Source organism: Mycoplasma sp. AC157, assembly GCF_054343415.1.
Genome location: NZ_JBTGVE010000007.1, coordinates 1 through 25,060, shown reverse-complemented (window position 1 = coordinate 25,060; position 25,060 = coordinate 1). Strand labels below are relative to the sequence as shown.

Sequence of the window (25,060 nt, the reverse complement as noted above, 5' to 3'; positions counted from 1 at the left end):
TAATGAAAAAGAAAATATTATTAACTAGTGCAGCAATCTTAACTTTTGCTTCTGTAAATTTGGTAGCAAGTTGTAATGAAGAGAAATCTAAAGAGCAAGATTTTCCTAAAAGTCCTATTAGACAAAAACACGATGAGCTTTTTGACAAATATAAAGAAAAATACGTAGGAACTGACAATTATGTGTTTGATGACTTTAAAGAATTTGATTTTAATAATATAAATTATTATCAAATTGTTAATGCTAAAAAATTAGTAAAATTAAATCCTGTGTATGAATTAACTCACCTTGAAACAGAAAATAATCAAAATATTTATCTTTATTTCACTGAAGAAAGTCAAGAAAAATTTGCTCAATGAATGATAGATTTTAATTTTAAATACAGCGTATATAAAGAAGTAATAGATAAATTTGAACCAAAGAAAAAAATTAAACAAAAAAATAATAAAGAAGATATATATTTAGTTAAAGAAAGTATTTTTGATTTTTCTATTTCTAAAAAACATGAAGAATATAGTGAAATAATTGCTATGCATTATTATGTTATGGATAAAATTATACAAATACCAAATGTAAAAATAAAAGGATTATTTGCTTTAACAACATCGTTTGCTTTTGGACCAAGCGAAGAACATAGTTATTTTTCTAATTTAGATATAGAATCTAATTATTCATTTGATGAAAGGGAAAAATGAGATCATTCCAAAATATTTTCAATACCAAAACCTAAAATAGAAAAATTAATACCAAACATTCCTAAAAAAGAAATTGATAAATTCAATTCCTCTAAACCTATAATAAACTTAAAAACAACACTTGATTTTGGTTTGAAATCAGAAAACGATTTAAATGATTGATATAACATTGAAAACGATTGAAGAGCAAGAGAAGATGCTCAAATAATTGCAAATCAAGACTCAGAAAACTTCTATGATTATGATTTAACTTTTTCTCGAGAAAGAAAAGTACGAGATTATGATGTAAAAACAGATGAAAGAAGAGAATATGTAGAAAAAGATTCTATTCATTTTATACTTTCAAGACCTCTTCAAATTATATCTACTGAAGGGAAAAACAAAAAAAGAGAATATTAAAACAATTATAAAAAAGAAGCCACAAAATTAAAATATACATTTTAAAAAACTTTATTTCTGTAGATGATGCTGAGAAAAAAATCTATAACTATAATTCAAGGTATACAAACATTACAGAATTAGCAAATCAAACCGAAGAATCTAATTTAGAAGAATATCTTTTAAAAAGAATGAAACCTAAAGAAAGATATTACATACCAGGACTAAAAAGTACCCTTATCTCTCGTGGACAACCTTTTAGAGAAGAATTATTTGAATTTAATGATCCTAAAATTTTCCAATTAAATTATAGATTAATTCTCGGTAAATTAATTCTGCCTGTTGCAGAAAGAAGATTTTATGTAGAAAATAACAAATCTATCGAAATAAAATCTAATTACTACAACTTGTGAACAATAGATTTAAATAATCAAGAACTTTTCTTCGATTCACAAGAAGGGATGATGTCATATTTAAAAGATTACATAAAATATAGAGCTAAAAAAATAGAAGGAACAAAATAATGAAAAAGAAAATATTATTAAATAGTGCAGCAACCTTAACTTTTGCTTCTGTAAATTTGGTAGCAAGTTGTAATTATGAAGAAAAGTCTAAAGAACCGGATTTTCCAAAAACACCTGAAGAACAAAAATATGATGAACTTTTTAACAAATATAAAGAAAAATACGTAGGAACTGACAATTATGTGTTTGATGACTTTGAAGAATTTGATTTTAATAACAGAGATTATTACGAAATAATAAATGTTAATAAATTAATAGAATTAAGACCTACTTATGAAAGCATAAAATTAGAAAATTTTAATAATGAAAACATTTTTATATATTTTAAGCAAGAAAAAACAGAAATTTTCTTTAAGTGATTATTAGACTTTCAATTTAAATTCAAGGTTTATAAAGATGTTATTGATAAATTAGCTCCAAATAAAAAAATAAAATACAAAAACGGAAATGAAATTTATTTAGTAAAAGAGAGTAATTATAAATTTAAATTTAATTTTTCTAAAAGTGATAAAGATTATAATGAAATTTTTTCCATTAATACAACAATAATGGAATACTTATTATCAATTCCAAATTTACATTTAGAAGGACGCTTTGCTTTTAATAAAGCTTTATATTTCCCTGAAGATTATAATAATAACTATTTTTCTAAAATAAATTTATTGTCTAATTTTGGTATTTTTCAGTATAAAGCAAATGAAAATTATAAATGATTTTCTACTCCAAAACCTAAAATAGAAAAAATATTTCCAGGTATTTTGCAAAAAGAAATTGATAAGTTTCACTCATCTTCGCCTATAATAAATGTATTTACAACAGAAAATTTAGGTTTCACATCTCGAAATTATTTAAACGACTGATATAACATTGAAAATGATTTAAGTGCAAGGGAAAATGCTCAAATAATTGCAAATCAAGACTCAGAAAACTTCTATGATTATGATTTAACTTTTTCTAGAGAAAGAAAAGTACAAGATTATGATGTAAAAGCAGATGAAAAAAAAGAATATATTAAAAAAGATTCTATTCATTTTATACTTTCTAGACCACTTAAAATCATATCTACTGAAGGGAAAAACGAAAAAAGAAGAAATTAATAATTTGCATAATTTATTTATAAAAAAATATTATTGGTTTATAATTATATTAATAGTAATAAAAAAATGGTTGCTGTTAGCAACCTTTTCATATATTTTTAAGGAGAAAAATGGATATTTTAGAAAAATTAAAAGAGAATTTTAGTTCAATTTTAGAAGCTTATTTTGAAAAAGAAGGAAGTCTTAATTTTTTAAGAATAAAAACAAATTTTACTGATTTGAATGATATTGAAAAAATTTCAAGAAAAATATCTGACTTTTTAGATAAAGAAGATTCTATAAAAGAAGAATATTATTTAGATGTATTTTCTAAAGGGTCTGATATTGATATAAATATAGAAAATATAGAAGAATTTATCAACAAAAAAATTCAAATTTGATTTAATGAAAAAGATTTTATTATAGGAAAATTAATCCAAAACAATGAAAATACTTTATTACTAGAAATTAATTTAAAAGGCAGAATGAAAAAAGAAGAAATAAACAAAGAAAAAATAGAAAAAATTAATTTATATATAAATATTTAGGAGAAAAATGGCAAGAAAATCTGTAAATTCTAAAAATATTTCAAAGAACAAAATATTTTTTAATCAATTAAAAGAAATTTCAGAATTTAGAAAAATAGATATACAAACAATTATGAAAATTCTTGAAGATTCTTTTATAAAAACAATTACTAAAAACTTAGATCCTGACGCTGAAATAGAACTAATTGTTGATTATGAAAATGAAAATATTAGATTAGTAAACAAAACAGCTTTAGTAGTTTCTGACGAAACTTATAATGAAGATATTGCAGCAGATGAAGGTTTAAAAACTTGTGAAATTTCCATTTCACAAGCAAAACAATTATTTGCACACAAAGTTCAAGAAGATGAAAAAGTTTCTATTGATATTGATTTTGAAACTTTGCCAAAAAATATATTTTCACCAGTTCAGCAACAATTTAAACAAAAAATTGCCGAACTTGTAAGAGAAGCTGTTTATCAAAAATATTCAACTTTAAAAGGAAAAGTAGTAAAAGCAAAATTAATTTCTAAATTAAGAGCAGGATACTTATATGAAATTGAAGACGATCAAGTTCATGCATTTATGCCTAAACACTTAGCTACAAATTCTAAAAAGAAGAATGAGCTTGGTTTAAGCGAAGATGTTTATATTGAAGATGTGCTTGAAGAAGTAAAAGATACACAAATAATTATTTCTAACTCATCAAATAACATCTTAAAAGACTTAATTGAAAAAGAAATTCCTGAAATTGCAGCAGGAGAAATAGAAATCTTTAGAATCGCAAGACACGCAGGTGAAAGATCAAAAGTTGCTATTAAATCTACATCTGGAACAGTGATTAATAATGTTGGAGCATTAGTTGGAAAATCCGGAAGCAGAATTGAATTAATAGTAAATGAACTCGGAGAAGAAAAAGTGGATATTATTGAATATTCAGAAGATTTAAACCAATTTATAGTAAATGCTTTAGCACCAACAAGAATAGTTTCTGTTTTACCATTTAAATCTAAAAAACTTAATAAAATTGTTGTTGTTGTTCCTGATTCACAACATTCGCTTGCTATTGGTAAAAAAGGAATTAATGTTACTTTAGCTTCTGAATTAACAAGATCAAGAATTGATATTTATTCTTATTCAAAAGCTTTAAATGATGGTTTTAAATTAAACTGAAATGGAAATATTAGTTCTGAAAGTGAATTAGAAACAATCGAAAACGAATTTAAAAATAGAACTTCAGCAAATGCTAAAATCAAAAAAGCACCTTATACTACTAATAAAACAAGAAATAGTAAATCTAAAATTAATCCTAATTATTTACTTGATGAATTTGATAAAGATATTCAAAAATATAACGAAGATTTTGGTTTAAATATTTCTGAAGAAACAGCAAATAGCGAACAAAAAGTAGAAAAAAATGATTCAACTTCAAAATCATCAACTAAAGTTGAAAAAGATTCTGTAGTTAAAAATAATAGAAAAGCAAATGTAAATAAATTTGATGGTGATAGCATTTTTGACAATGCATTTTCTGATTTTCAAGATAATATTGATAACAACAAACCAAAAACAGAAGAACTTTATACAAAAGAAGATTTAAAACAAATTAGTGAAGAAATTAAGAATTACAAAATGGATAATGATTTAGCTGAATTTGCTGGTTTAAATGATTTTGATTTTGATATAAATGATGCTGATTGAGATGATGAAGAAAATGAATAATGACTATTCAAGAAAATGCATTTTTTCAAACAATATCATCCCTATAACAAAATTAATGCGTTTTACTAAAACAAAGGAAAATACAGTAATTATAGACAAAAATAAAAATCTACAAGGGCGTGGAGCTTATATAGAAAATGTCAAAGAGAGCATTTTAAAAGCTTTTGAGAAAAAACTTCTTAATAAGTCTTTTAAAATGAATATAACAAAAGAAAATTACGATCAATTAAGAAAGGAAATAGAACTAATTTATGGCAAAGAAACACATTAGAAAATCTAATACAGAAGAAATTAAATCCCAGTTAGTTAGTGTAAAAACTGAATTAAAAGATGGTATTTTTATTTTTACAGGAGCAATGACAATTGCAGAATTTACAAAAAAAATTAATAAACCTGCTAATGAAATCATTACAAACCTTTTTAAAAAAGGAAAAATGTATACTTTAAATCATACACTTTCTGAAGATGAAATAGCTGAATTGTGTATTGAATATGGTTTTGATTTTCAAAAAGAAGTAGAAATAAATGCTTCCAACTTTATGGATGAAGTTGAAATAAGTGATCATGAAAGTGAACTTGAAAATAGAGTACCAATAATTACTATAATGGGACATGTTGATCATGGTAAAACAACATTATTAGATACTATAAGAAAAAGTAATGTTGCAAGTGGTGAAGCTGGTGGTATTACTCAACACACTGGTGCTTATCAAGTTGAATACCAAAACAAAAAAATAACCTTTTTAGACACTCCAGGTCACGAAGCATTTACAGAAATGCGTGCAAGAGGTGCAAAAATAACAGATATTGTTATTTTAGTAGTTGCTGCTGATGATGGAGTTATGCCTCAAACCATTGAGGCAATTGATCATGCAAGAAATGCAAAAGTTCCTATAATAGTTTTTGTTAACAAAATTGACAAACCTTCAATTGATATTGAAAGAGTAAAATCAGAACTTTCTACCCACAATATTCTTCCTGAAGAATGAGGAGGAGACAATATGTTTGTTTATGGTTCTGGTAAAACCGGTCAAGGACTAAACGACTTATTTGAAGCAATTAATTTACAAGCAGAAGTTTTAAATTTAAAAGCAAATAGAAATAGATATCCTATTGGTACTGTAGTTGAATCAAAATTAGACAAAGGTAAAGGAGTTACTGCAACATTAATTGTTCAAAATGGTACCCTTTATCCAAGAGATTTTATTGTTGCAGGTTCTAAATACGGAAAAATTAGAACAATGCATGATGCACATGGACAAATTCTTGAAAAAGCAACTCCAGGTACTCCTGTAGTTGTTACTGGTTTAAATTATGTGCCTTTAGCAGGAGATAAATTCTTTGGTTTTCCAGAAGAAAAATTTGCTAAAAATTTAGCTGAAGAAAAAGCTTTTGTAGATAAACAAACACAACTAAAAGAAAGAAATTCCGTAATTTTTGAAGAAGGTAAAAAAGTTATTAATTTAATTATCAAAAGCGATGTGCACGGAACTTCAGAAGCTATAAAATCATCTTTAGAGAGATTAAAAAACGATGAAGCTTTTGTTAATGTAGTACATGCTTCTGTTGGAGATGTTACAAAAGCAGATATTTTACTTGCAGAAGCATCAAATGCAATTATTTATGTATTTAATACAAATGTCCCAAGCTCTATAAAACAGTTTGCAACTCAGCAAAAAATAGAGATAAAAGAATATTCTGTAATTTATAAAATCACCGAAGAAGTAGAGACTTTATTAAAAGGTTATAAAGAACCAAAATATGAAGAAGTTAATATAGGTGAAGCATTAGTTCTTAAACTTTTTAGTTATTCAAAAGTTGGGATTATTGCTGGATGTACTATGATTAGTGGTAAATTTAAAAATAACTGTAAAGTTAAAGTTATTAGAAAAAATAAAGTTATTTATACAGGAAAATTGGACTCTTTAAGAAAAGGTCCAAATGATGCTAAAGAAGTAGCAATGGGTATGGAATTTGGTTGTCATATTTATAAATATAACGAAATTCAAGTTGATGATACTATTCAAGCATTTGAAGATGTTTTAATTGAAGAATAATATGAACTCAATTACATTAAGAAAAAAAGAATCCCACTATTTTTTACTAGTTTCTAAAATTATAAGTGAAGAAATAACAAATGCTAATATAATTGGAGCAACTGTAAATGATGTAAAACTTTCTAACGATGGTTCACATTTAAAAATTTATTTAAGTTTTATAAAATCACCTCAAAAAGGTTTAGAAGCAATAAATAATGCAAAAGGATTTATTAGAACTCAATTATCCAAAATAGTAAATTCTAGAACAGTGCCACAATTACATTTCTTTTTAGATGAAGTATTAGACAATGCACAAAGAATAGAAGAAATACTTGCTAAAATCAAAGAAAAAGATAACTCTAAGTAAGTTATCTTTTTTTATTTAGGATTATTAATATAAAGTCATAAATTGAAAAAACATTTGGTTAAGCTTTCTCAGTTTAATGTATTAAAAAACTGTTTATGCCTGTTTTATGGGGCAAAACGGTTTTTATTTATCTGATTTAATTACATTTTATTGTGTTTTGATTTTTATTAATTCTCATTTAATTATTTTTTATTTTTCAATAACCCTTTTTTGAACTTCCTATATATTCTATTTTATTTTCTTCTTTTAATTTAGCAATATCACGTTCAATTGTTGTTTTAGACACTCCTAATATATTTTTAAGATTACTTCTTGTTATATTATTATTTACTTTCATTAACTCTAAAATTTTCTCTATTCGTTTTTTAGTATTTTGTTTTAAATTTTGGGCTTCATTTTGGGCTTCATTTTGGGCTTCATTTTGGGCTTCATTTTGGGCTTCATCTTCTATTTTATAATTTCTATTGAATAATGTAACAATCACGCCGTTATCAGAAATATAGTATTTAGGTTGTTTTTTAAAATCAGAATAATCTTCAAATATTCTTCTTACTCCTGTTGCATAGTTTTCTATCATATCAATTTTATCTAATGCATTTACAATGATTTTATTTCTTTTTGCAGCCATTCCCATTTTTATATTTTCAAGAGTTAAACCATCAGGTAAACTACCTGGTGAAAAAATTTGAACTCTATCTATATAAAATTCAATTTTTACATCACCGCTTAGTGTATAGTCTCTATGGCAATAACAATTTACAATAGCTTCTCTCAATGCTCTCTTAGGAATGTCTAAATACTCTTCTCTATCTGGTTTACCTGAAATGGTAACTCTTTTTCTATTGGATAAACTAGAAAAATACAATATCTCATCTAGCTGTTTTAAAATTGACCCAGTAAATTCTTTTTTATCTAAAAATTCAATAACTCCCTTATCTTGAAACACTGCGAATTTACTTATTGTTGGATTTTGATCACTTAACAACAAAGCAGCATTATTATATTTATCATTTTTGCCTTTTAACGATAAAGCATATATATCAAATTTTATATTTTTTTCTTTAAATCTATTTTCAATATATGTAAAAGTCAAATCATTTCTATCAATACTATTTGATTCAAAATCATTTGATGGATGATTTCTAATCATTCTTTCAATTTCATTAAAACTTGCAACTCTTTTTGTACTACCAACTCGAATAAAAATCCCTTTAGAATTAAATCCTTCTCCTTCTTTATAAAAATAAGGTTTCTCCTTACCTTCAGTTATTTTAATTTTAAAAGGTATTTCATTAGGAAGAATATCAATTAAGTTTATAACATTTGGACTAAAAGCATTTGACACTCAATTAGATAGCAATTGTTCTCATTCTTGTTTTTTATTTTCTATCAATTCTTTATCAATACTACCATCATCTCTAACTCCTAGATGTATTTCTCCACCCTTGCTGTTTAAAAAAGAAACTATTTCTGCTTTTAGTTTATTTGCTTTATCTGGAATATCAATTTTATATTCAATTTTACTATTTTCCATATATCTCCCTATTTATGCGTTTGTTGTTTTCAAATATCATTCAATGAATTTATTATATCCAACACTTTATTTATTATATTTAAATTTTAATATTGTTTTAAAATTCAGAAATAGTTGATTTATTATACTTTTTCTTTTAATTAAATTATACATAACATAACTTATTTTAGTTTAAATCAATTGAAAATTTAATTAATTTTCTAAATCTATGTTTTTAAATTAATTTTTATTTATTTTTTTATATTAATTTATAAATAGGGACTTTAATAATACTTCAATATTTAAAATTTTAGGAAAAACGAGCTTATTTTCCTAATTTTTTTCTTTTTTATTTGTTTTTTATAAAAAAAAGAAACTTTTAGATGGAGGAAAAAAATGGAAATTTATAAAATAGGAAAAATAGTTTCAAAAAACAAAAATTACATTATATTAGAAAGTTCATCAACAGGACATCTTATATATGTTGTCAATAGCGATAAATTTGAAAAAGGAGAAAATAGAAAAGTTTATATTTACAATTGAGAAAATGATTATCAAAAAACAACATATGGATTTGAAAATTTTAGAGAAAGAATTTTATTTGAAGATTTATTAACAATATCAGGTGTTGGTCCTAAAACAGCATTATCCTTTATTTCTGAAGGATGAGAAAAAGGAATTAATTTAATTGCAGAAGGTGATTGAGAAAGACTTTCAAAATATACTTATATATCACAAAAAATAGCAAGACAAATTGTTTTTGATTTTCAAAATAAATATAGAAAAATATTAAGTAATTTAAAATCCAAAGAAGAAAAAGTAGATGAAAACAGCACAGAAAATGAATCTCATGAATTTGAAAATGAGTCTAATTCAAAACTTGATTTTAAGGTAATGAGTGAATTAGAAGATACACTTAAAGTCCTTGGTTTCCAAAAAAGACAAATTGATTATGCGATTTCATCTTTAGAACCAAGTGAAAATTTTGAATTCTTAGTTGAAGAAGCTATTAAATTAATTTCTAATGCAAGAGAATTTAGAAATTAGACCAAAAAATTTCGATGAATTTATTGGTCAAACAGAGCTAGTTAATACAATTAAAGTTTTAATAGGTTCATCAAAAAAGCGTAAAAAAACTCTTGATCATTTATTGTTTTTTGGACCACCAGGTCTTGGAAAAACAACTTTAGCAAAAATTATTTCAACGGAATTAGATGGTCAAATTAAGTTTATACAAGGTTCTTTAATAGAGAAAAAATCAGATATTCTTTCAATTTTTGGTTCTGTTAAAAAAGGGGATTTAATTTTTATTGATGAAATTCATTCTATGAATAAAAATATGGAAGAATTACTTTATACAGCAATGGAAGAATATGTAATTGATATTCAAATTGGAGTAGATGGAGAAAATAAAATAATGAGAATGAAATTACCTGAGTTTACTTTAATAGGTGCTACAACTAAATTTGAAAGATTAAGTCAACCATTAAAAGATCGTTTTGGTTTCATTGCAAAATTACAAAAATATTCTCCAGAAGAAATGAAAATCATTGCAAAAAATTCTTCATCAAAATTAAATATAGAAATTTCAGATAATGATATAAGATATATCACTAAATTTGCTAATAGTACACCAAGAATTTTAAACAATATTTTAAAAAGAATCAGAGATTTTTATATTTTTTCTCAAAAATCTAAAATTGATAAAAATTTAATTGATGAAACTCTTAAAAATATTGGAATTCATCATAATGGTTTAACTCATTTACATGTTGATTATTTAAAACTTTTAGGTAATATTTTCAAAAGAAAAAGTGTATCTTTGGATGTAATTTCAGGAATTTTAAAAGATAATAAAGATAACATATTGTTAAATATAGAACCCAATTTATTAGAATTAAATTTAATTGAAAAAACTAGTAGAGGGAGAAGAATTACGATTGAAGGAGAAGAATATTTAAAAAAATATAACTATATTAGTTAAAAATAACTAAAAATACCTTATAATATAAAATATTATTATGAAAAAGTTTTTTAGAAATATATTTAGTGCTAAAAATTGAAAAAGGTGATTTATTGCTTTTTTCACTTTTTCAACAGTCATAGTTTCAATTACATTAGGAAGCAAATATTATATTTCAAAAAATATTAATAAATCTATTGAATACGGTGGTGGTGCTGAAGTTCTTGTTCAAGTTACTTCAGAAGATAAAAATAAACCAATCGATAATGAAACAATAAAAAGGGCAGACCAAGCAATATTTAATCGTTTAACCGGTGGAGTCGGTTTAAATGGTACACAAGTTGCAATTGAGGGCGAAGGTAGAATAAGAATTTCTCGAAGTGGAATAACCACTAATGAAGAAATTGTTGATTTTACAAATGAAGTTATTGCAAAACAACAAATTATAATCACAGACATAAATAATAAACCTTTATTTTATAATGGAAAATTTACTACAGGACAAACTTTAGATTTTGAAAACGTAGATAAATGAAACGAAAGAGATTATGTTGCACCATTTAAATCAGGTGGAGCAAAAGAACAAATTGATAGCAATAATAGAAATCAAGTATTAATTAATTTAGCTGATAAATCTGGTGAGTTAGAATGAACAAAAGCTACTGACTATATTTCTAAAAGACCAGCAGGACAAAATTTAATTTTAGTTTGATTAAACTTAAAAGATTTAATTCATCTTGCTAATACTAACTTTAGAGATGAATGAGTTCATTCTGGATTTAATCCATATAAATTTGTTCATGTTAATGAAGAAACACAACCAAAAACTGTAACAAATCCTGAAACACATCAACCAACTGTATTTCAACCAATTTTAAAAGAAGCACAATTTGATGCTAAAAAATATTTAATTTCATCTGCTCAAGTCAATAGTGCTTTATCTGGTGAATCTTTTGTTATTCAAGGAAATTTCACATCAAGTGAAGCAAAACAGTTAGCTTTAAATATAAATTATGGAACCGATAATTATTCATTAAAACTTTTATCTTCATCATTTGTACCTAGAGATTTAGGAGAGAATGCATTTAATGGAGCTTTAATTGCAGGAATAATTTCAATTTCTATAATTGCTTTATTTATGATATTTAATTATGGACTTCTTGGTTTCTTATCTACAATTTCTTTAAGTTTATATATATTTCTAACTTTATTATTATTCACAACAGTAAGAGGGGAATATTCACCTTCTACTATTGCTGCTTTAATAATAGGAATTGGTATGTCTGTCGATGCGAATATAATATCGTTTGAATCGATTAAAAAAGAAATTTATATGGGTTCTAGCAGCATTAAAGCAAATAGTAAAGCAAATAAATTTTCTTTTTCTACAATTCTGGATTCGAATATAACGACATTAATTGTTGCTGTAATTCTCTTCTTTTTTGGGACCAAAGATATTAAAGGTTTTGCAGTAACTTTACTATTTTCTGTGTTATTTACATTGTTAATTATGCTGTTCTTTACAAAATGAATTACAACAATGCTTGTAAAAACGGGTGTATTTGATAAAAATAAATTTTTATTAGGGGTTAGAAAAAAATACATTCCTTTATATGCAAGAGGTTATGTTGCAAAAATAGAAAGACCAGAATACCTAAATTATGTTAAATTTACTCACTACATTCCAGTTATTATTTTTATAGCTGCTTTTATTGTATTTACCACATTTGCAGTAATAAATAAGGATTTTATAAAAGGATTTAACCTTTCTTTAGAGTTTAGTGGTGGAACAAATATTTTAGTTGAAACTAAAGATAAAGATTTTGATTTTCTAACTTTAAATAAAGCAAATGAAATCAAAGACTTTCTTGAAAATAAAGGAATAATAAACGATAATCATCAAATTATTATTCAAAAAGTAGATCAACAAGCAGATATTTATAATGTTATAGTTAGAACTAATCAAAATATAACTAATATTCTTAATGAAATTAGTTCAGAATTAAATACTAAGTTTCAAAATATAAATATTATTACATATAGTATTTCTTCAGAAGAAGCAAGAAGTTTAGTAAATAATGCTATTATTTCTGTATTAGTTGCACTATTTGCTGTTATCTTCTATATAATTTTAAGATTAAGATGAACATTTGCAATAGCTGCAATTATTTCGCTAATTCATAATGTTATAATAGTTTTCTTAATCTTTATCATTTTCAGATTACAAATCTCACCAATTTTTATAGCCGCTATACTTTCAATAATTGGTTACTCTATTAACGATACTATAGTTGTTTTTGATAGAATTAAAGAAATCTTTAAAGAATTACCATATAAAGAAGTTAACGACTATAATAGATTAAGATTTATAGTTAATAAAACTATTAAAGAAACTATAAAACGTTCAATCTTTACTTCTTTAACAACAATTTTAACTGTATTAATTTTAATTATTTTTAAAGATTCAACTGATTTATACTTTAACATTGCATTGGTAACTGGTGTTGTGTTTGGAACATATTCATCATTATTTATCGCAAGTCATATTTGATTATTAGTTGAGACTTGAAGAAACAAAAGAAAAGCAAAAAGAATTGCAAATAAATACTGAAATACTCAAAAAATAAAAGAACAAACTTTTGTTGGTATTAATGATTTTGAAGCATAAAAAAGGAAAAAAATGTATATAAAACCAAAAGGCACAAAAGATATATACGATAAAGAAGTGTTCTTGTTACAAAAAATACAAGAAACTTTTTTTAATATTATAAAAAATTGAAATTTTAAATATATAGAAACTCCAATTTTTGAATATTCAAATTTATTTATTAGAACATCTGGAGAAACATCGGATATAGTAAATAAAGAAATGTATTTATTTAAAGATAAATCCGATAGAGAGTTAGCTCTTAGACCGGAAGGAACCGCTTCAACAGTAAGGGCTATTTTGGAAAATAAGTTATATATAAATAATAATAAGTTTGCTTATTTTGGACCTATGTTTCGTTATGAACGCCCACAAAAAGGACGTTTTAGACAATTTTATCAAGCTGGAATTGAATATATTAGCCAAAGCAATTATCTATATGATTTTGAAATTATAAGTTTTGCTACAAGATTTTTAGAACTTTTAAAAATTAAAGAAGTAAAGTTAAAAATTAACTGTTTAGGTTCAAGAGAAGACAGGAAAAAATATTTAGTTGAATTAAAAAAATATTTGATTACTCATCAAGATGAATTAGAAAAAGAATCAATTATTAGATTAGAAAAAAATCCTTTAAGAATTTTAGATGATAAAATAGAACAGACTAAAACATTTATCAAACAAGCACCAAAAATTTTAGACTTTATTAATGAAAAATCAAAAAATGAATTTAATAAATTGCAGGAGTTGATGCAAAAACAAAATATTGATTTTGAAGTAGATGAATTTTTAGTTCGTGGACTTGATTATTATGATGATTTTGTTTTTGAGTTTGAGTCAAGTTCAAAAGCTCTTGGTTCTAAAAGTACATTAATTGGTGGTGGAAGATATAATAATCTTTTTTGAGAACTAAATGGTCCACAAATGTCTGCAATTGGACTTGGAATTGGAGTTGAAAGAATTATTGAAATTTTAGACTTTAATAATGATTTTAATTATAATTCTGGAATTGATATTTATGTAGCAAGTTTTAATGAAGATGAATTTAATATAAATAATAAACTAATTCTAGAATTAAGAAAACACAACTTTAAGGTAGAATCCAATAAAGAAATTCAAAAAATAGCTAAAATTTTTGCAAAAGCAGAAAACATTAAAGCAAAATATATTTTATTTAAAGAAAAGAATCAAAAAAATACAGAACTAACATTAAAAAACCTTAGTACAAATGAAAAAAAGATTTTGCAAATAGTTGATATAAAAGCTTTTATAAAGGAAATACACAATGAAATTAATTAATAATAACGAATTAAATATAAAAAATGTAGGACAAACAGTTACTTTATATGGTTGAGTTCATAACATAAGAAAATTTAAAAATTTCACTTTTATTGATTTAAGAGATCGTTGAGGAATTACACAAATTATCTTTAATAATGAAGAAAAAAACTTGTTTATTGCTAAAGAGTATGTAATCCAAGTTACAGGAAAAGTTTTTGAAAGAAAAGAATATAATGATAATTTAGCTACCGGACAAATTGAAGTTATTGCTGATGAATTAATTATTCTTTCTAAATCAAAAGAATTGCCTTTTGAAATTAATGATAAAATTAATGTATCTGAAGAACTAAGATTAAAATATAGATTTTTAGACTTAAGAAGAAATATTTTAAAAGACACCATTATTTTTAAAAATAAAGTTTTTAAATATTTAAGAGATTTCTTAGATGAAAATGATTTTATCGATATCGAAACCCCAATTTTATCTAAATCAACACCAGAAGGAGCAAGAGATTTTTTAGTACCAACAAGAACTAAAGGAAAATTCTTTGCTTTACCACAATCACCACAATTATTTAAACAAATTTTAATGGTTTCTGGATTTGAAAGATACTTCCAATTTGCAAAAGTTTTTAGAGATGAAGATTTAAGAAAAGATAGACAATTTGAATTCTTTCAACTTGATCTTGAAATGTCTTTTATAGATGAAAAAGATATTCAAAATCTTGTAGAAAAAATGATGAAATACCTGTTTTCAAAATTAAATATTCCTTTAGAAATTCCTTTCCAAAGAATTGATTATGATTATGCAATCGATAATTATGGTAGCGATAAACCTGATTTAAGATACCAAAATAAATTAATTAATGCAAACATTTTAAATAACGAAAATGAATTTTTATTTAGTAACTCTACAACAAAAACTCTTTTTTTAGAAAAAGAAACAATTTCAAAAAAAGATTTCAAACATTTAGATGAAATAGTTCGTAAAAATAAAGGAAATAGATTACTTTATTTAATTTTAGAAAAAGGTCAAATAACATCTACTTCTTTTAAAATTGCTGATTTTTCAAAAATAAACAATTTTATACAAGAGCAAAAATTTAGTGATGGAACATTATTTATAGTTAATGATGAATATGAAAAAGTTTGTCAATCACTTGGAGCTTTAAGAGTAGAATTAAATAATTTATTTAAACTTGCTGATGAAAGTCTTTATAAATTTGCTTGAATAGTAAATTGACCAATGTTTGAATACGATGAAGAAAACAAAAGATATGCAGCTGCTCACCATCCTTTTACAATGTTTCAAGAACAATCAATTGACACTTTCCAAAGTGATCCAAAATCAGCAAAAGCTAAAGCATATGATTTAGTCTTAAATGGTTTTGAAGTTGCAGGAGGTTCTATTAGAATTCACGATAGTGAAATTCAAAGAAAAATGTTTGAAACCATTTCAATGTCTAAGGAACAAGCAGAAAGTCAATTTGGATTCTTTTTAAATGCTTTAGAATACGGTGTTCCACCTCATGGAGGAATTGCTTTTGGTTTAGACAGACTAATTATGATTTTAACAAAATCAGAATCCATTAGAGACGTTATTCCTTTCCCTGTAAATTCAAAAGGTATAAACTTAATGATTGATTCACCTTCAGAAGTTACACAAGAACAACTAGATGAATACTTTTTAGAACCAAAGCAAAAATAACGAAAATAAAGAAAAATCACAAAAATTCATCTGTGATTTTATTTTTTAAACTCCTTCAGGGAATAAAGCAGTATGAGTAAATCCTTCATAATCTGCTTTCATTTTGGTAAGATTTTCTTTATAAGATTTTGTTTGTTTTGGATATTTTTGTTTATTTGATCCATCGATTAAATTATGAGCTGGTCCGTAGAAAGCATCGTCTGCATATTGCGTTAGAAAGACAACGCCACCTTTACCAGAAATATCTTTTCAATCTCCTTTATTGGCTGTTGTTGCAAAAATTCCTACTGCAATACCATATTCATTAAGAGCTAATGAGCCAGAAGAACCTCAAAAGAGACCGGAATTACTTATAAGACCTTGATAACCAATCCCTTTCATTGTTCTATTATTATCAAGTTCAGATTTAACATCTTGGCCATTAGTAAAGTTTGCTCTTTGTGCAAATGCTGCACTGTCTCTTTCTATATTTTTGGAGTAATTACGCATTCAAAATTGTTGATTGTCTGTTGATGGATAACCAGCAATGTATATTGATTTAAGATTTGCGTGAGAACGATTTTTAGAATTATATTGATTAATTTTAGCATCTTCTTTATTTAATCATTGACTTGCATAATCAATATCAAGATAAGGAATAGAATTATTTTCAACATTAGGTATATTATTTTTACCTTTTGATCTTGTGATACTATTTTTTAATGCAGCAATTGCATTATCTATTTTAGTTTTAAATTGAGTTAAATTAGCATCTGTTGCATTTTTCAAATTATTATAGTGAATTTTTAATGAAAAGACTGCAAAATCTTTTCCTACAACTAAATCTTTATTTTTGTCTTCTTCTTGTTTTTGAGCACTTTCTACTAATTTTTTATTTGTTTGATCATCAAAGAAATTTGTAGCAACAAAGACTGTTCTTGGATTATCAAAAACATTTGTAGTTTTAATAAAACTATTTAATGTTGTGTCATCATACTTTGTAGTTTGTGCTGATGTTGCATTAGTATAATAGATTGCTTTATTACCTTGTCCAGGGTGTTCCAAATTATTTATTGAAGCATTATTTGCTATGTTTTTAGGAGCAAAACCGATGTTAAAACTTTCAATTGAATCTGTAGAATTTTTAGAGAAATAATCAGGAAAATCAGTTTTTCATTTTTGATCTAAAGCATTATATGCACGTTGATACACGTGAGCATTAGCAGCAAGGAAAAGAACTAATTCATCAGAATTTTCTTGATTATTTTTTCAAGCATAATCCAATAATCAAGCAGTACCATTTGGATTATTTGCTATTACACCAGATTGATTATCTTCAGGATCAACACCTTTAGAATTAAAGGAAATTGCGAAACTTCTATCTAAAATTTCATTATAAGCTTCACTTTCAGAAATAATTAAATCAGAATCTTGTGGACCTAAATCATCCCTTTTTATTTGATCTTCTCTTTCTCGTTTTTCTCTAGCTTCTCTTAATTGTTTTTCAACATTGGAAGGATCAAAATAAGGTGGCATTCCGTTGTTTGGGTTTTCTTTTGGTGTTTCGGTTTCTGGGGGATTATCTTTAGGATTTGTAACTGGCTGTGTTGGTTTGGGTTCTTTTGAAGGAGGATTTTGAGGGTTTTCTGGTTTGTTTTCTTTACTTTTTTGTTTGTAAAAGAAACCAAAACCAAAGGATTCTTCTATATTTTTGATTTTAAAAGCTCAATACATTCTTGTTGGTTGGAGAGTTACAGAACTAACAGAAATATCACTAGAAAGTGTTAAATTTTGTTCTTGTAAAAATTCTTTTAATATTTCTAATTGTTTTGCATGAGAGATTTTATCAATCTTTTTTTCAAAAAATTTAGAAATATTTTTTTCTTCATCAGAGAATGTTTTCTTAGCATTCTTTAGAGTTTTATAGTCATTGGATTTTTCATATTGATGTTCATTGGTTGGTTTCACAGAAATTTCATTTTTAGTGTTTGAGCAAGAAAAAAGCATTAATGGAGTAAAAGAAGCAAGTGGAATAAATAACTTTTTAATAAATTTTTGTTTTTTCATTTTTGTAAAATATAAAAATAAAATCTAAAAAAATAGATTTTATTTAGTTAATTATTTATTTTGAATTGCTTTAATTCCAGGCAATTCTTTCCCCTCTAAGAATTCAATAGAAGCTCCACCACCTGTTGAAATATGACTAAATGCTTGTTCAAAACCAAGTTTTTCAACTGCTGCTACAGAGTCTCCCCCACCTATTACAGAGTAAGCATCATTTAGTTTAGAAATTGCTTTTGCAATTTCTTCTGTTCCATATTTAAAGTTGGAAAATTCTGTTACTCCCATTGGTCCATTTCAAAGAACTGTTTTAGCACCTTCAAGTTCTTTTTTAAATAATTCTATTGAATATTTGTCAATATCTAGTCCCATTGTGTTATCAAGAATTTGTAAAGGATTTGAGTCATTTAAAATTCTTGGTTGATCTTCAAAAGATTTACCCATAGCGTGATCAACTGGTAAAATAATTTTGTTTTTGTATTTATTTAAATATTCTTTTGCTAACTCAATCTTATCTTCTTCAACAAGAGAAGTTCCAATATTAAAACCTAAAGCTTTATTGAATGTATAAGCCATACCACCACCAATAATAACTTTATCAGCTTTTTCTAAAAGTGATGATACAACACCGATTTTGTCTGAAATTTTAGCCCCACCTATAATTGCAACAAAAGGTTTTTCTGGATTTGTAACAATTTTGGAAAGTGCTTTCACTTCTTTTTCTAATAAGTAACCCATTGCAGATTCTTTGATGTTAGAAGCAATACCCACATTTGAAGCGTGTGCTCTATGAGCGGTTCCAAAAGCATCATTAATAAATACATCACCTAAAGAAGCTCAGTATTTTCCTAATTCTGGATTATTTTTTGATTCAGCTTTATCATTTAAATCTTCAAATCTTGTATTTTCAAATAATAAAATTTGCCCATCTTTTAATTTTTTAATTGCATCTTCAAGTTTTTTTCCTTTAGTTTCGCTAATAAAAAGAACTTCTTGATTTAATTGTTTAGAAAGTTCAATAGCAACTGGTTGAAGAGATTTTTTTGCTTTATCTGCTTCTTCTTTAATTCTTCCAAGGTGAGAAAAGACAATTGCTTTTCCCCCTTCACTAATAACTTTTTTAATTGTTGGAAGAGAAGCTACAATTCTTTTTGTAGAAGTAATTTTACCATCTTTAATTGGAACGTTAAAATCTACTCTTATTAAAACTTTTTTACCTTTTAATTGTAGATCATCAATTGTTTTTTTAACTGTTGATTTCATTTATTCTCCTATTTTTTATTTTTATTAATAATATTATAAAACTTTTTTATTATTATAGTTATTTTTTATCTTTAATATTTAAATTATTTCACTGGTCAATGTTGTTTTCAATTTTGGCAAAAATAGTTTGTTTATGATCTATTTTGGAACTTAAATAAGTAAAAATTATGTCTGCAATGATAAAGGCAGAAATTTTTGAACCAATTGAACCAATTCTGTAATTTTGTTCAATACTATCTAAAAATATTACGTTTTGCACATTTTTAGTAACAGTTATTTTGCTATTTTTAGTTCATATGCTTGTAGCAATGGAAAATTTGTCTAAATACTCCTTTATTTGTTTAATTTCTAATGTTTTGCAACTTTTAGAAATTAAAGTAATATGCATATGGTCTTTTAATAAGTTACTAAAAGAAAAAAATTCATGGATATCATTGATAAAAATAGTATTAAAACCTATTTTTCTTAAATTGGTTGCAAGGTATTTTGCTACAAGAGCAGATTCTCCAACACCAAAGAAAATTGTCATTTTCCTGTATTTTAAAAGGGTATTAATATAATCTGTAATGTTTTTTTCTAGATTTAAATTAGTTAAAGTGCTTTCTAAAGAAAAAAGATAATGTGATTTTATATTATTCATTACTTGAGTTAAAGTTAAATTATTTTCATCTTTAATATCTATTTCTAAATCTTTTTTATATTGAATTCTTTGAGATACATAAATTTGTAAATCTTTAAAACTAGCAAACCCTATTTTTGTTGCAAAACGCGAAACAGTAGATTGAGAAATATCTAATTTTTTAGATAAATCCGTTGAATTTGTTTTAATAAAGTTAAAAGGTTCTTTCTCGATAAAATTTCAAATTTTTTTAAAAGAAGAAATAGAAAAGTTCTTTTTATCAATTTCTTCAATTAAATCCTTGTCAAAAATTAAAATGTTTTTATTCATATTGCTTTAATTATATTCATAACTTAAGAATTTGATTAAAAAATTCAAGTCTTTTTATAACTTGAACTTTTTAATTATTCTAAAGGAGCACCGATGTTTGCGGTTATTTGGTTATTTAAAAGTTCTGCTTCAACACCAATAATTACTTGGAATGAATTTTCAGAAATTTTAATTAATCCAAAAGTTCCAGCGCTTTTCATCAGTTTTTCATCGATTTTAGAACCATCTTTAACAATATATCTTAATCTTGTTGAACAGTTATTGTATTCTACAATATTTTCTCAACCACCAAATGCTTTTATGATGGTTACTGCTTTTTTAGATAAAGTACTTTTAGATTTAGAATCTGTTTGTTCTATTTTGCTTGATTTTTGGTTTTCTATTTCTTCATCAGCAATTTTTCCTGTACCTCTACCTGGGGTATTTAGATTTAATTTTTTAATTAATAGTGTTCCAACAAAGAAATATGTAGTTGCTGTTAAAGCACCGATAGGAATTATTCAACCTGGGTTTGCAAATACTTTATTTGCACCAGTAAATCCTGATTCTTTAATTATAGCAAGTGATTTGGGAATACTTAAAATATAATCCATCAATCCAGCTGAAAAACCAAATCCTAATTGAATTCCAAATGCACCTGTTATAAAGGCAAAAATACCAGTTAAAACAGCATGTACAACAAATAATAGTGGTGATGCATAAAGGAATGCAAATTCCAGTGGTTCTGTTATTCCTGAAAGGAAACTTACAAGTGCAGCAGAACCAAGAAGTGCTATAACTCTGATTTTTTGTTCTTTATTTTCTGCTGTATATACAAAAGCTCCAACTAATGCAGGTAATCCAAACATCATCATTGGGAAGAATCCTGATTGGAATAATCCACCTGGGTTGTTTTTAGCAACTCCTTGTAAGAAAATAAAGATATCTCCGTTTACAACTTCATCTGCTTTTCCACCTTCTTTAGCAAAACTTCCTAATTGGAATCAGAATAAATTATTTGGGATATGATGTAATCCAAAAGGGATTAATAGTCTATTTAAGAAACCATAAACCCCTTCAATAGAAGCTCTTGTGAATCTGACTGAAAGTGTATTTGCTTCTCCTGGACTTGTTGCATCAGAAAGCAATTTAGATAGTTTGAATATTACAAATGCTACTCAAGGGAAAATTAGTGAATAAACAACTGAGAAAATTACTGCAAAAACAACAGCTAATGAAGGTATTAGTCTTTTTCCTGAGAAAAATCCAAGCACTTTTGGTAATTCAACCATATTAGTTTTATTATAAATTCAAGCAACAAAAGAACCAACTATAATTCCACTTAAAACATTGTTTCCAAGAATTGCTTCGTATTTACCTCTAAATAACGCTTCAAATCCAAGCACTATAGTTTTTGAATCTTTTGCTCAAGATTCTCCTAAATTAATTTGAGAATATAAAGCTGTAGTTAAAATAGGAACGAGTTTTGCAACTATAAACATTGCAACAGCTCCTGAAAAAGCAGCTTCTCCCCTTCTTGATTTAGTAAATCCAAATGCTAAACCAATAGCAAATAGCAAGTAAAGATTTGAAAAAACAAGATCTCCAGACTGAGTTACAATATTTTGAATAAGTTTAGAAAATGTAGTATCTTGCGGAACATCAGCTCCGATTCTTAATAAAATAGCAGCTATTGGTAAAATAGCTATAGGGAATAATAAAGCAGTACCAATTTTTCCAAGTCTTTCTAACATTTTTTTGAAAAAACCTGAACTTGCTTTTCCAGCATTCATTGTTTTTAAACTATTCATTTTTTTGTTTTACTCCTTTCACTTTTTTAATAAAGAATCCATGTATAATAACAGTTGAAAGAATTGATCCAAAGAAAACAATTACAAAAACCAAAACAAAAGAAGCAATTACATCTGCTCTAACTTTTAATGCTGCTGCTTGAAGTTCAGCATTGTTTAAATTTGGTTTTGTGTAAAGAGTTAGCAATAAAACAACAGTTATTAGTAAAATTGAAAACAAAATTCATAGTGAAATGTATATTCATTGAATTTTTTCAATCTTTTTAAAGTCAATTTTTTTGAAAAGAGACATTTACTTTTCCTCCTTAGTGTTAAATAAGTCTTTAACAATTAAATTATTATACATTTTGAACTTTAATGAAATAAAATAAATATTTTATGCATTTTTTTTGAAATTTAATGAATATTTATAAATTCTTATGCATAATTTATGCAACTTTTTTTTATTTTGTTGATAAATTGTAAAATAAAATAAGGTGAAATATGACAATAATAAAAAACTGCAAAATAATTAATCCAGAATATACTATTGACAATGCAAATATTTATTTAGAAAAAAATAAAATATTAAAAATAGAACCAATAGAAGGACAAGGAAGTAATTTAATAGTTCCTGGTTTTGTGGATTTACATATTCATGGAATAGCAAATTATGATGTTATGGATAATAAAGAATCTTTATATAAAGTTTCTAAAAAATTAGCTAAACTAGGAACAACTTCATTTATGCCTACTGCAATGTCTAAACAATGAACTAAAATTTTGGATTCCTTAAATTCAATGTCCCTAGTAGAAAAAACAGTTTCTAGAAATTTAGGAATTCATTTAGAAGGTCCTTTTATTAATTTTGATAAAAAAGGAGCTCATAGTGCTGAATTTTTAAAAAAAGCAACTAAATTTAAAATTCAAAAACTATTATTTGCTTCCAATAATAAATTGAAAAGAATTTCCTTTGATCCTACAATGGCAAATTTAGATATTTTAAAATTTATGAAAAAGAAAGAAATTCTTCCTTCTATAGGTCATTCATCCGCATCATTCACTTTAGCTTCTAAATATTTTGAAAACGGGTGTGATTCAGTTTGTCATTTGTGAAATGCAATGTCTGGAGTTGATTCAAGAAATCCCGGAATAGTGCAAGCAGCTTTATCAAATAAAAATGTTTATAGTGAAATGATTATTGATTTTATTCATATTAAAAAAGAGACTGTAAAATTCACAATTGATATAAAGGGAGTGGATAAAGTTATTGCAATTTCTGATGCTATTAAACCTGCTTATTATAAAGATGGAGAAAGTGTTTCTGGTGATCTTGTGGTTTATAAAAAGGCAAAAGTTATCAAATTACTTGCAACAAATACAATAGCAGGTTCAGGAATAGTAATACATGATGCATTTAAAAATATTTTAAAATTAGGTTATTCTTTAAATGAAGCTGTAAAAATGACTTCATATAATGCTTTTAGATATCTTGGAATTCAAAATTTAGGTAAAATTGAAGAAAATTATTTAGCAGATTTTTTAATTTTAGATTCAAAAAATTATTCAATAAAAAAAGTTTATATAAATGGAGAAGTGGTGAAATAATGAAAATATTTATTAAAAATAATGAAGAAAAAGTAGCAGAATTTACTGCTAATTTAATAAAAGAACAAATTTTTAAAAAAGAGGATTTAAAAATTTGTTTTGCTACAGGAAATTCACCTATTTTAACATACAAAAATCTTATTAAAATGTATAAAAATAAAGAAATTTCCTTTGCAAAAGTCACATCTTTTAATTTAGATGAATATGTTGGAGTTTCTAATGAAAATCCTTGTTCTTATCATTATTTTATGTATCAAAATTTATTTAATCATATTGATATTGTTAAAAAAAATATTAATTTACCTAATGGAATTGGTGATATTAAAAAAAATTCACTTATCTATGAAGAAAAAATAAAAAATAGTGGTGGAATTGATTTAATGATTTTAGGAATAGGAACAAATGGACATATTGCATTCAATGAACCGGGTTCTCAAATTTATGATAGGACAAGAGAAGTAACATTAACAGAAAGCACAATTCAATCTAATAAAATATATTTCAATAATGAAAATGAAGTTCCTAAAACAGCTATTTCCATGGGGATTGGAACTATATTAGAAGCAAAAAAAATTCTTTTAATTGCGACTGGAAATTCCAAAGCAGAAGCAATTAAAAGAATGATAACAGAAGAAATTTCTGGTAATTTACCTGCAAGTTTTTTAAGATTACATAAAGATGTAACTATTATTTTAGATGAACAAGCAGCTAAATTATTGGACTTTCAAAATAAAGAAAAATAAAAATTTTAAATTATACTATTTTCTTTCCCAGTTGAAAGTTTATATTATCGATTTTACTTTATTTTAAGGCATTTTAGTCTTTTTCTCTTTATACTTTACTTGTTAAATTAGTAAATATTAAAATAATAAAAAAGATATAAATTTGTAAAATTTAACCTATTAATAAAGATGATATTAAACAACTTTGCAAACCTTGAATTTAAAAACACCACATACTTTTGTGGTGTTTTTGAAATTATAATAAATCTGC

General features: G+C 25.2%; 21 protein-coding genes. 15 read left to right on the top strand and 6 right to left on the bottom strand.

What is annotated here, in order from left to right:
• Nucleotides 1–2 precede the first annotated feature (2 nt).
• From ACXX84_RS01885 to rbfA, 8 genes are all read left to right on the top strand, one after another.
• Nucleotides 3–1,094 carry a hypothetical protein gene (locus tag ACXX84_RS01885; protein ID WP_458572792.1) on the top strand — a complete coding sequence of 364 codons (1,092 nt, stop codon included), beginning with the start codon at nt 3–5 and terminating at the stop codon, nt 1,092–1,094.
• Nucleotides 1,095–1,264: 170 nt separating this feature from the next.
• Complete coding sequence (locus ACXX84_RS01880; protein WP_458572791.1) at nt 1,265–1,597, top strand: hypothetical protein; 333 nt, start codon at nt 1,265–1,267, stop codon at nt 1,595–1,597.
• A complete protein-coding gene (locus ACXX84_RS01875) occupies nt 1,597–2,694 on the top strand; it encodes a hypothetical protein (RefSeq protein ID WP_458572790.1) in 1,098 nt (365 codons plus the stop codon). The genes ACXX84_RS01880 and ACXX84_RS01875 overlap by 1 nt, the downstream gene beginning before the upstream one ends.
• A 110-nt stretch (nt 2,695–2,804) precedes the next feature.
• The gene (locus ACXX84_RS01870; RefSeq protein ID WP_436358550.1) at nt 2,805–3,221 is read left to right on the top strand and encodes an LSm family protein; all 417 of its coding nucleotides are present in this window, start codon (nt 2,805–2,807) and stop codon (nt 3,219–3,221) included.
• Between the two features lie 7 nt (nt 3,222–3,228).
• Nucleotides 3,229–4,923 (top strand): transcription termination factor NusA, encoded by a 1,695-nt coding sequence (gene nusA / locus ACXX84_RS01865; RefSeq protein WP_436358549.1) that lies wholly within the window; start codon nt 3,229–3,231, stop codon nt 4,921–4,923.
• The gene (locus ACXX84_RS01860; protein WP_436358547.1) at nt 4,916–5,194 is read left to right on the top strand and encodes a YlxR family protein; all 279 of its coding nucleotides are present in this window, start codon (nt 4,916–4,918) and stop codon (nt 5,192–5,194) included. Before nusA ends, ACXX84_RS01860 begins: the two co-directional genes overlap by 8 nt.
• Nucleotides 5,175–6,980, top strand: coding sequence for a translation initiation factor IF-2 (gene infB / locus ACXX84_RS01855; RefSeq protein ID WP_458572789.1), 1,806 nt, complete (start codon nt 5,175–5,177; stop codon nt 6,978–6,980). The genes ACXX84_RS01860 and infB overlap by 20 nt, the downstream gene beginning before the upstream one ends.
• Nucleotide 6,981: 1 nt before the next feature.
• Complete coding sequence (gene rbfA, locus ACXX84_RS01850; protein WP_436358544.1) at nt 6,982–7,329, top strand: 30S ribosome-binding factor RbfA; 348 nt, start codon at nt 6,982–6,984, stop codon at nt 7,327–7,329.
• Between the two features lie 178 nt (nt 7,330–7,507).
• Here rbfA and ACXX84_RS01845 read toward each other — a convergent pair whose 3' ends face one another.
• A complete protein-coding gene (locus ACXX84_RS01845) occupies nt 7,508–8,863 on the bottom strand; it encodes an ATP-binding protein (RefSeq protein ID WP_436358542.1) in 1,356 nt (451 codons plus the stop codon).
• A gap of 375 nt (nt 8,864–9,238) precedes the next feature.
• Between ACXX84_RS01845 and ruvA the strand changes: the two genes are divergently transcribed.
• The 5 genes from ruvA to aspS are packed head-to-tail and all read left to right on the top strand — an operon-like array spanning nt 9,239 to nt 16,438.
• The gene (gene ruvA, locus ACXX84_RS01840; RefSeq protein ID WP_436358541.1) at nt 9,239–9,889 is read left to right on the top strand and encodes a Holliday junction branch migration protein RuvA; all 651 of its coding nucleotides are present in this window, start codon (nt 9,239–9,241) and stop codon (nt 9,887–9,889) included.
• Nucleotides 9,867–10,826, top strand: coding sequence for a Holliday junction branch migration DNA helicase RuvB (gene ruvB / locus ACXX84_RS01835; protein WP_458557246.1), 960 nt, complete (start codon nt 9,867–9,869; stop codon nt 10,824–10,826). Before ruvA ends, ruvB begins: the two co-directional genes overlap by 23 nt.
• Nucleotides 10,827–10,863: 37 nt before the next feature.
• On the top strand, nt 10,864–13,473 hold the full coding sequence (gene secDF, locus ACXX84_RS01830) for a protein translocase subunit SecDF (protein ID WP_458572788.1): 2,610 nt from the start codon (nt 10,864–10,866) through the stop codon (nt 13,471–13,473).
• Nucleotides 13,474–13,485: 12 nt separating this feature from the next.
• Nucleotides 13,486–14,748, top strand: a complete 1,263-nt coding sequence (gene hisS, locus ACXX84_RS01825; RefSeq protein WP_436358538.1) for a histidine--tRNA ligase — start codon at nt 13,486–13,488, stop codon at nt 14,746–14,748.
• Nucleotides 14,735–16,438, top strand: coding sequence for an aspartate--tRNA ligase (gene aspS / locus ACXX84_RS01820; protein WP_436358537.1), 1,704 nt, complete (start codon nt 14,735–14,737; stop codon nt 16,436–16,438). The genes hisS and aspS overlap by 14 nt, the downstream gene beginning before the upstream one ends.
• A gap of 45 nt (nt 16,439–16,483) precedes the next feature.
• Here the strand turns inward: aspS and ACXX84_RS01815 are convergent, their stop codons facing one another.
• The 5 genes from ACXX84_RS01815 to ACXX84_RS01795 form a co-directional block, all read right to left on the bottom strand.
• Nucleotides 16,484–18,484, bottom strand: a complete 2,001-nt coding sequence (locus ACXX84_RS01815; RefSeq protein WP_458572787.1) for an MIP family Ig-specific serine endopeptidase — start codon at nt 18,482–18,484, stop codon at nt 16,484–16,486.
• 51 nt (nt 18,485–18,535) lie between these two features.
• Nucleotides 18,536–19,741: a phosphoglycerate kinase gene (locus ACXX84_RS01810; RefSeq protein ID WP_458572786.1), complete on the bottom strand. Its 1,206-nt coding sequence runs from the start codon at nt 19,739–19,741 to the stop codon at nt 18,536–18,538.
• Nucleotides 19,742–19,799: 58 nt separating this feature from the next.
• Entirely contained in the window at nt 19,800–20,690 is an 891-nt protein-coding gene (locus tag ACXX84_RS01805) for a MurR/RpiR family transcriptional regulator (protein ID WP_436358534.1), read from the bottom strand.
• Nucleotides 20,691–20,764: 74 nt separating this feature from the next.
• Complete coding sequence (locus tag ACXX84_RS01800) at nt 20,765–22,480, bottom strand: PTS transporter subunit EIIC (RefSeq protein WP_458572785.1); 1,716 nt, start codon at nt 22,478–22,480, stop codon at nt 20,765–20,767.
• A complete protein-coding gene (locus tag ACXX84_RS01795; RefSeq protein WP_458557239.1) occupies nt 22,473–22,772 on the bottom strand; it encodes a hypothetical protein in 300 nt (99 codons plus the stop codon). The genes ACXX84_RS01800 and ACXX84_RS01795 overlap by 8 nt, the downstream gene beginning before the upstream one ends.
• Before the next feature lie 191 nt (nt 22,773–22,963).
• On the opposite strand from ACXX84_RS01795, the gene nagA reads away from it, so the two are divergent.
• Both nagA and nagB read left to right on the top strand, forming a co-directional pair.
• Nucleotides 22,964–24,067: an N-acetylglucosamine-6-phosphate deacetylase gene (gene nagA / locus ACXX84_RS01790; protein WP_458572784.1), complete on the top strand. Its 1,104-nt coding sequence runs from the start codon at nt 22,964–22,966 to the stop codon at nt 24,065–24,067.
• Nucleotides 24,067–24,810 (top strand): glucosamine-6-phosphate deaminase, encoded by a 744-nt coding sequence (nagB, locus tag ACXX84_RS01785; RefSeq protein ID WP_436358530.1) that lies wholly within the window; start codon nt 24,067–24,069, stop codon nt 24,808–24,810. The genes nagA and nagB overlap by 1 nt, the downstream gene beginning before the upstream one ends.
• Nucleotides 24,811–25,060 lie beyond the last annotated feature (250 nt).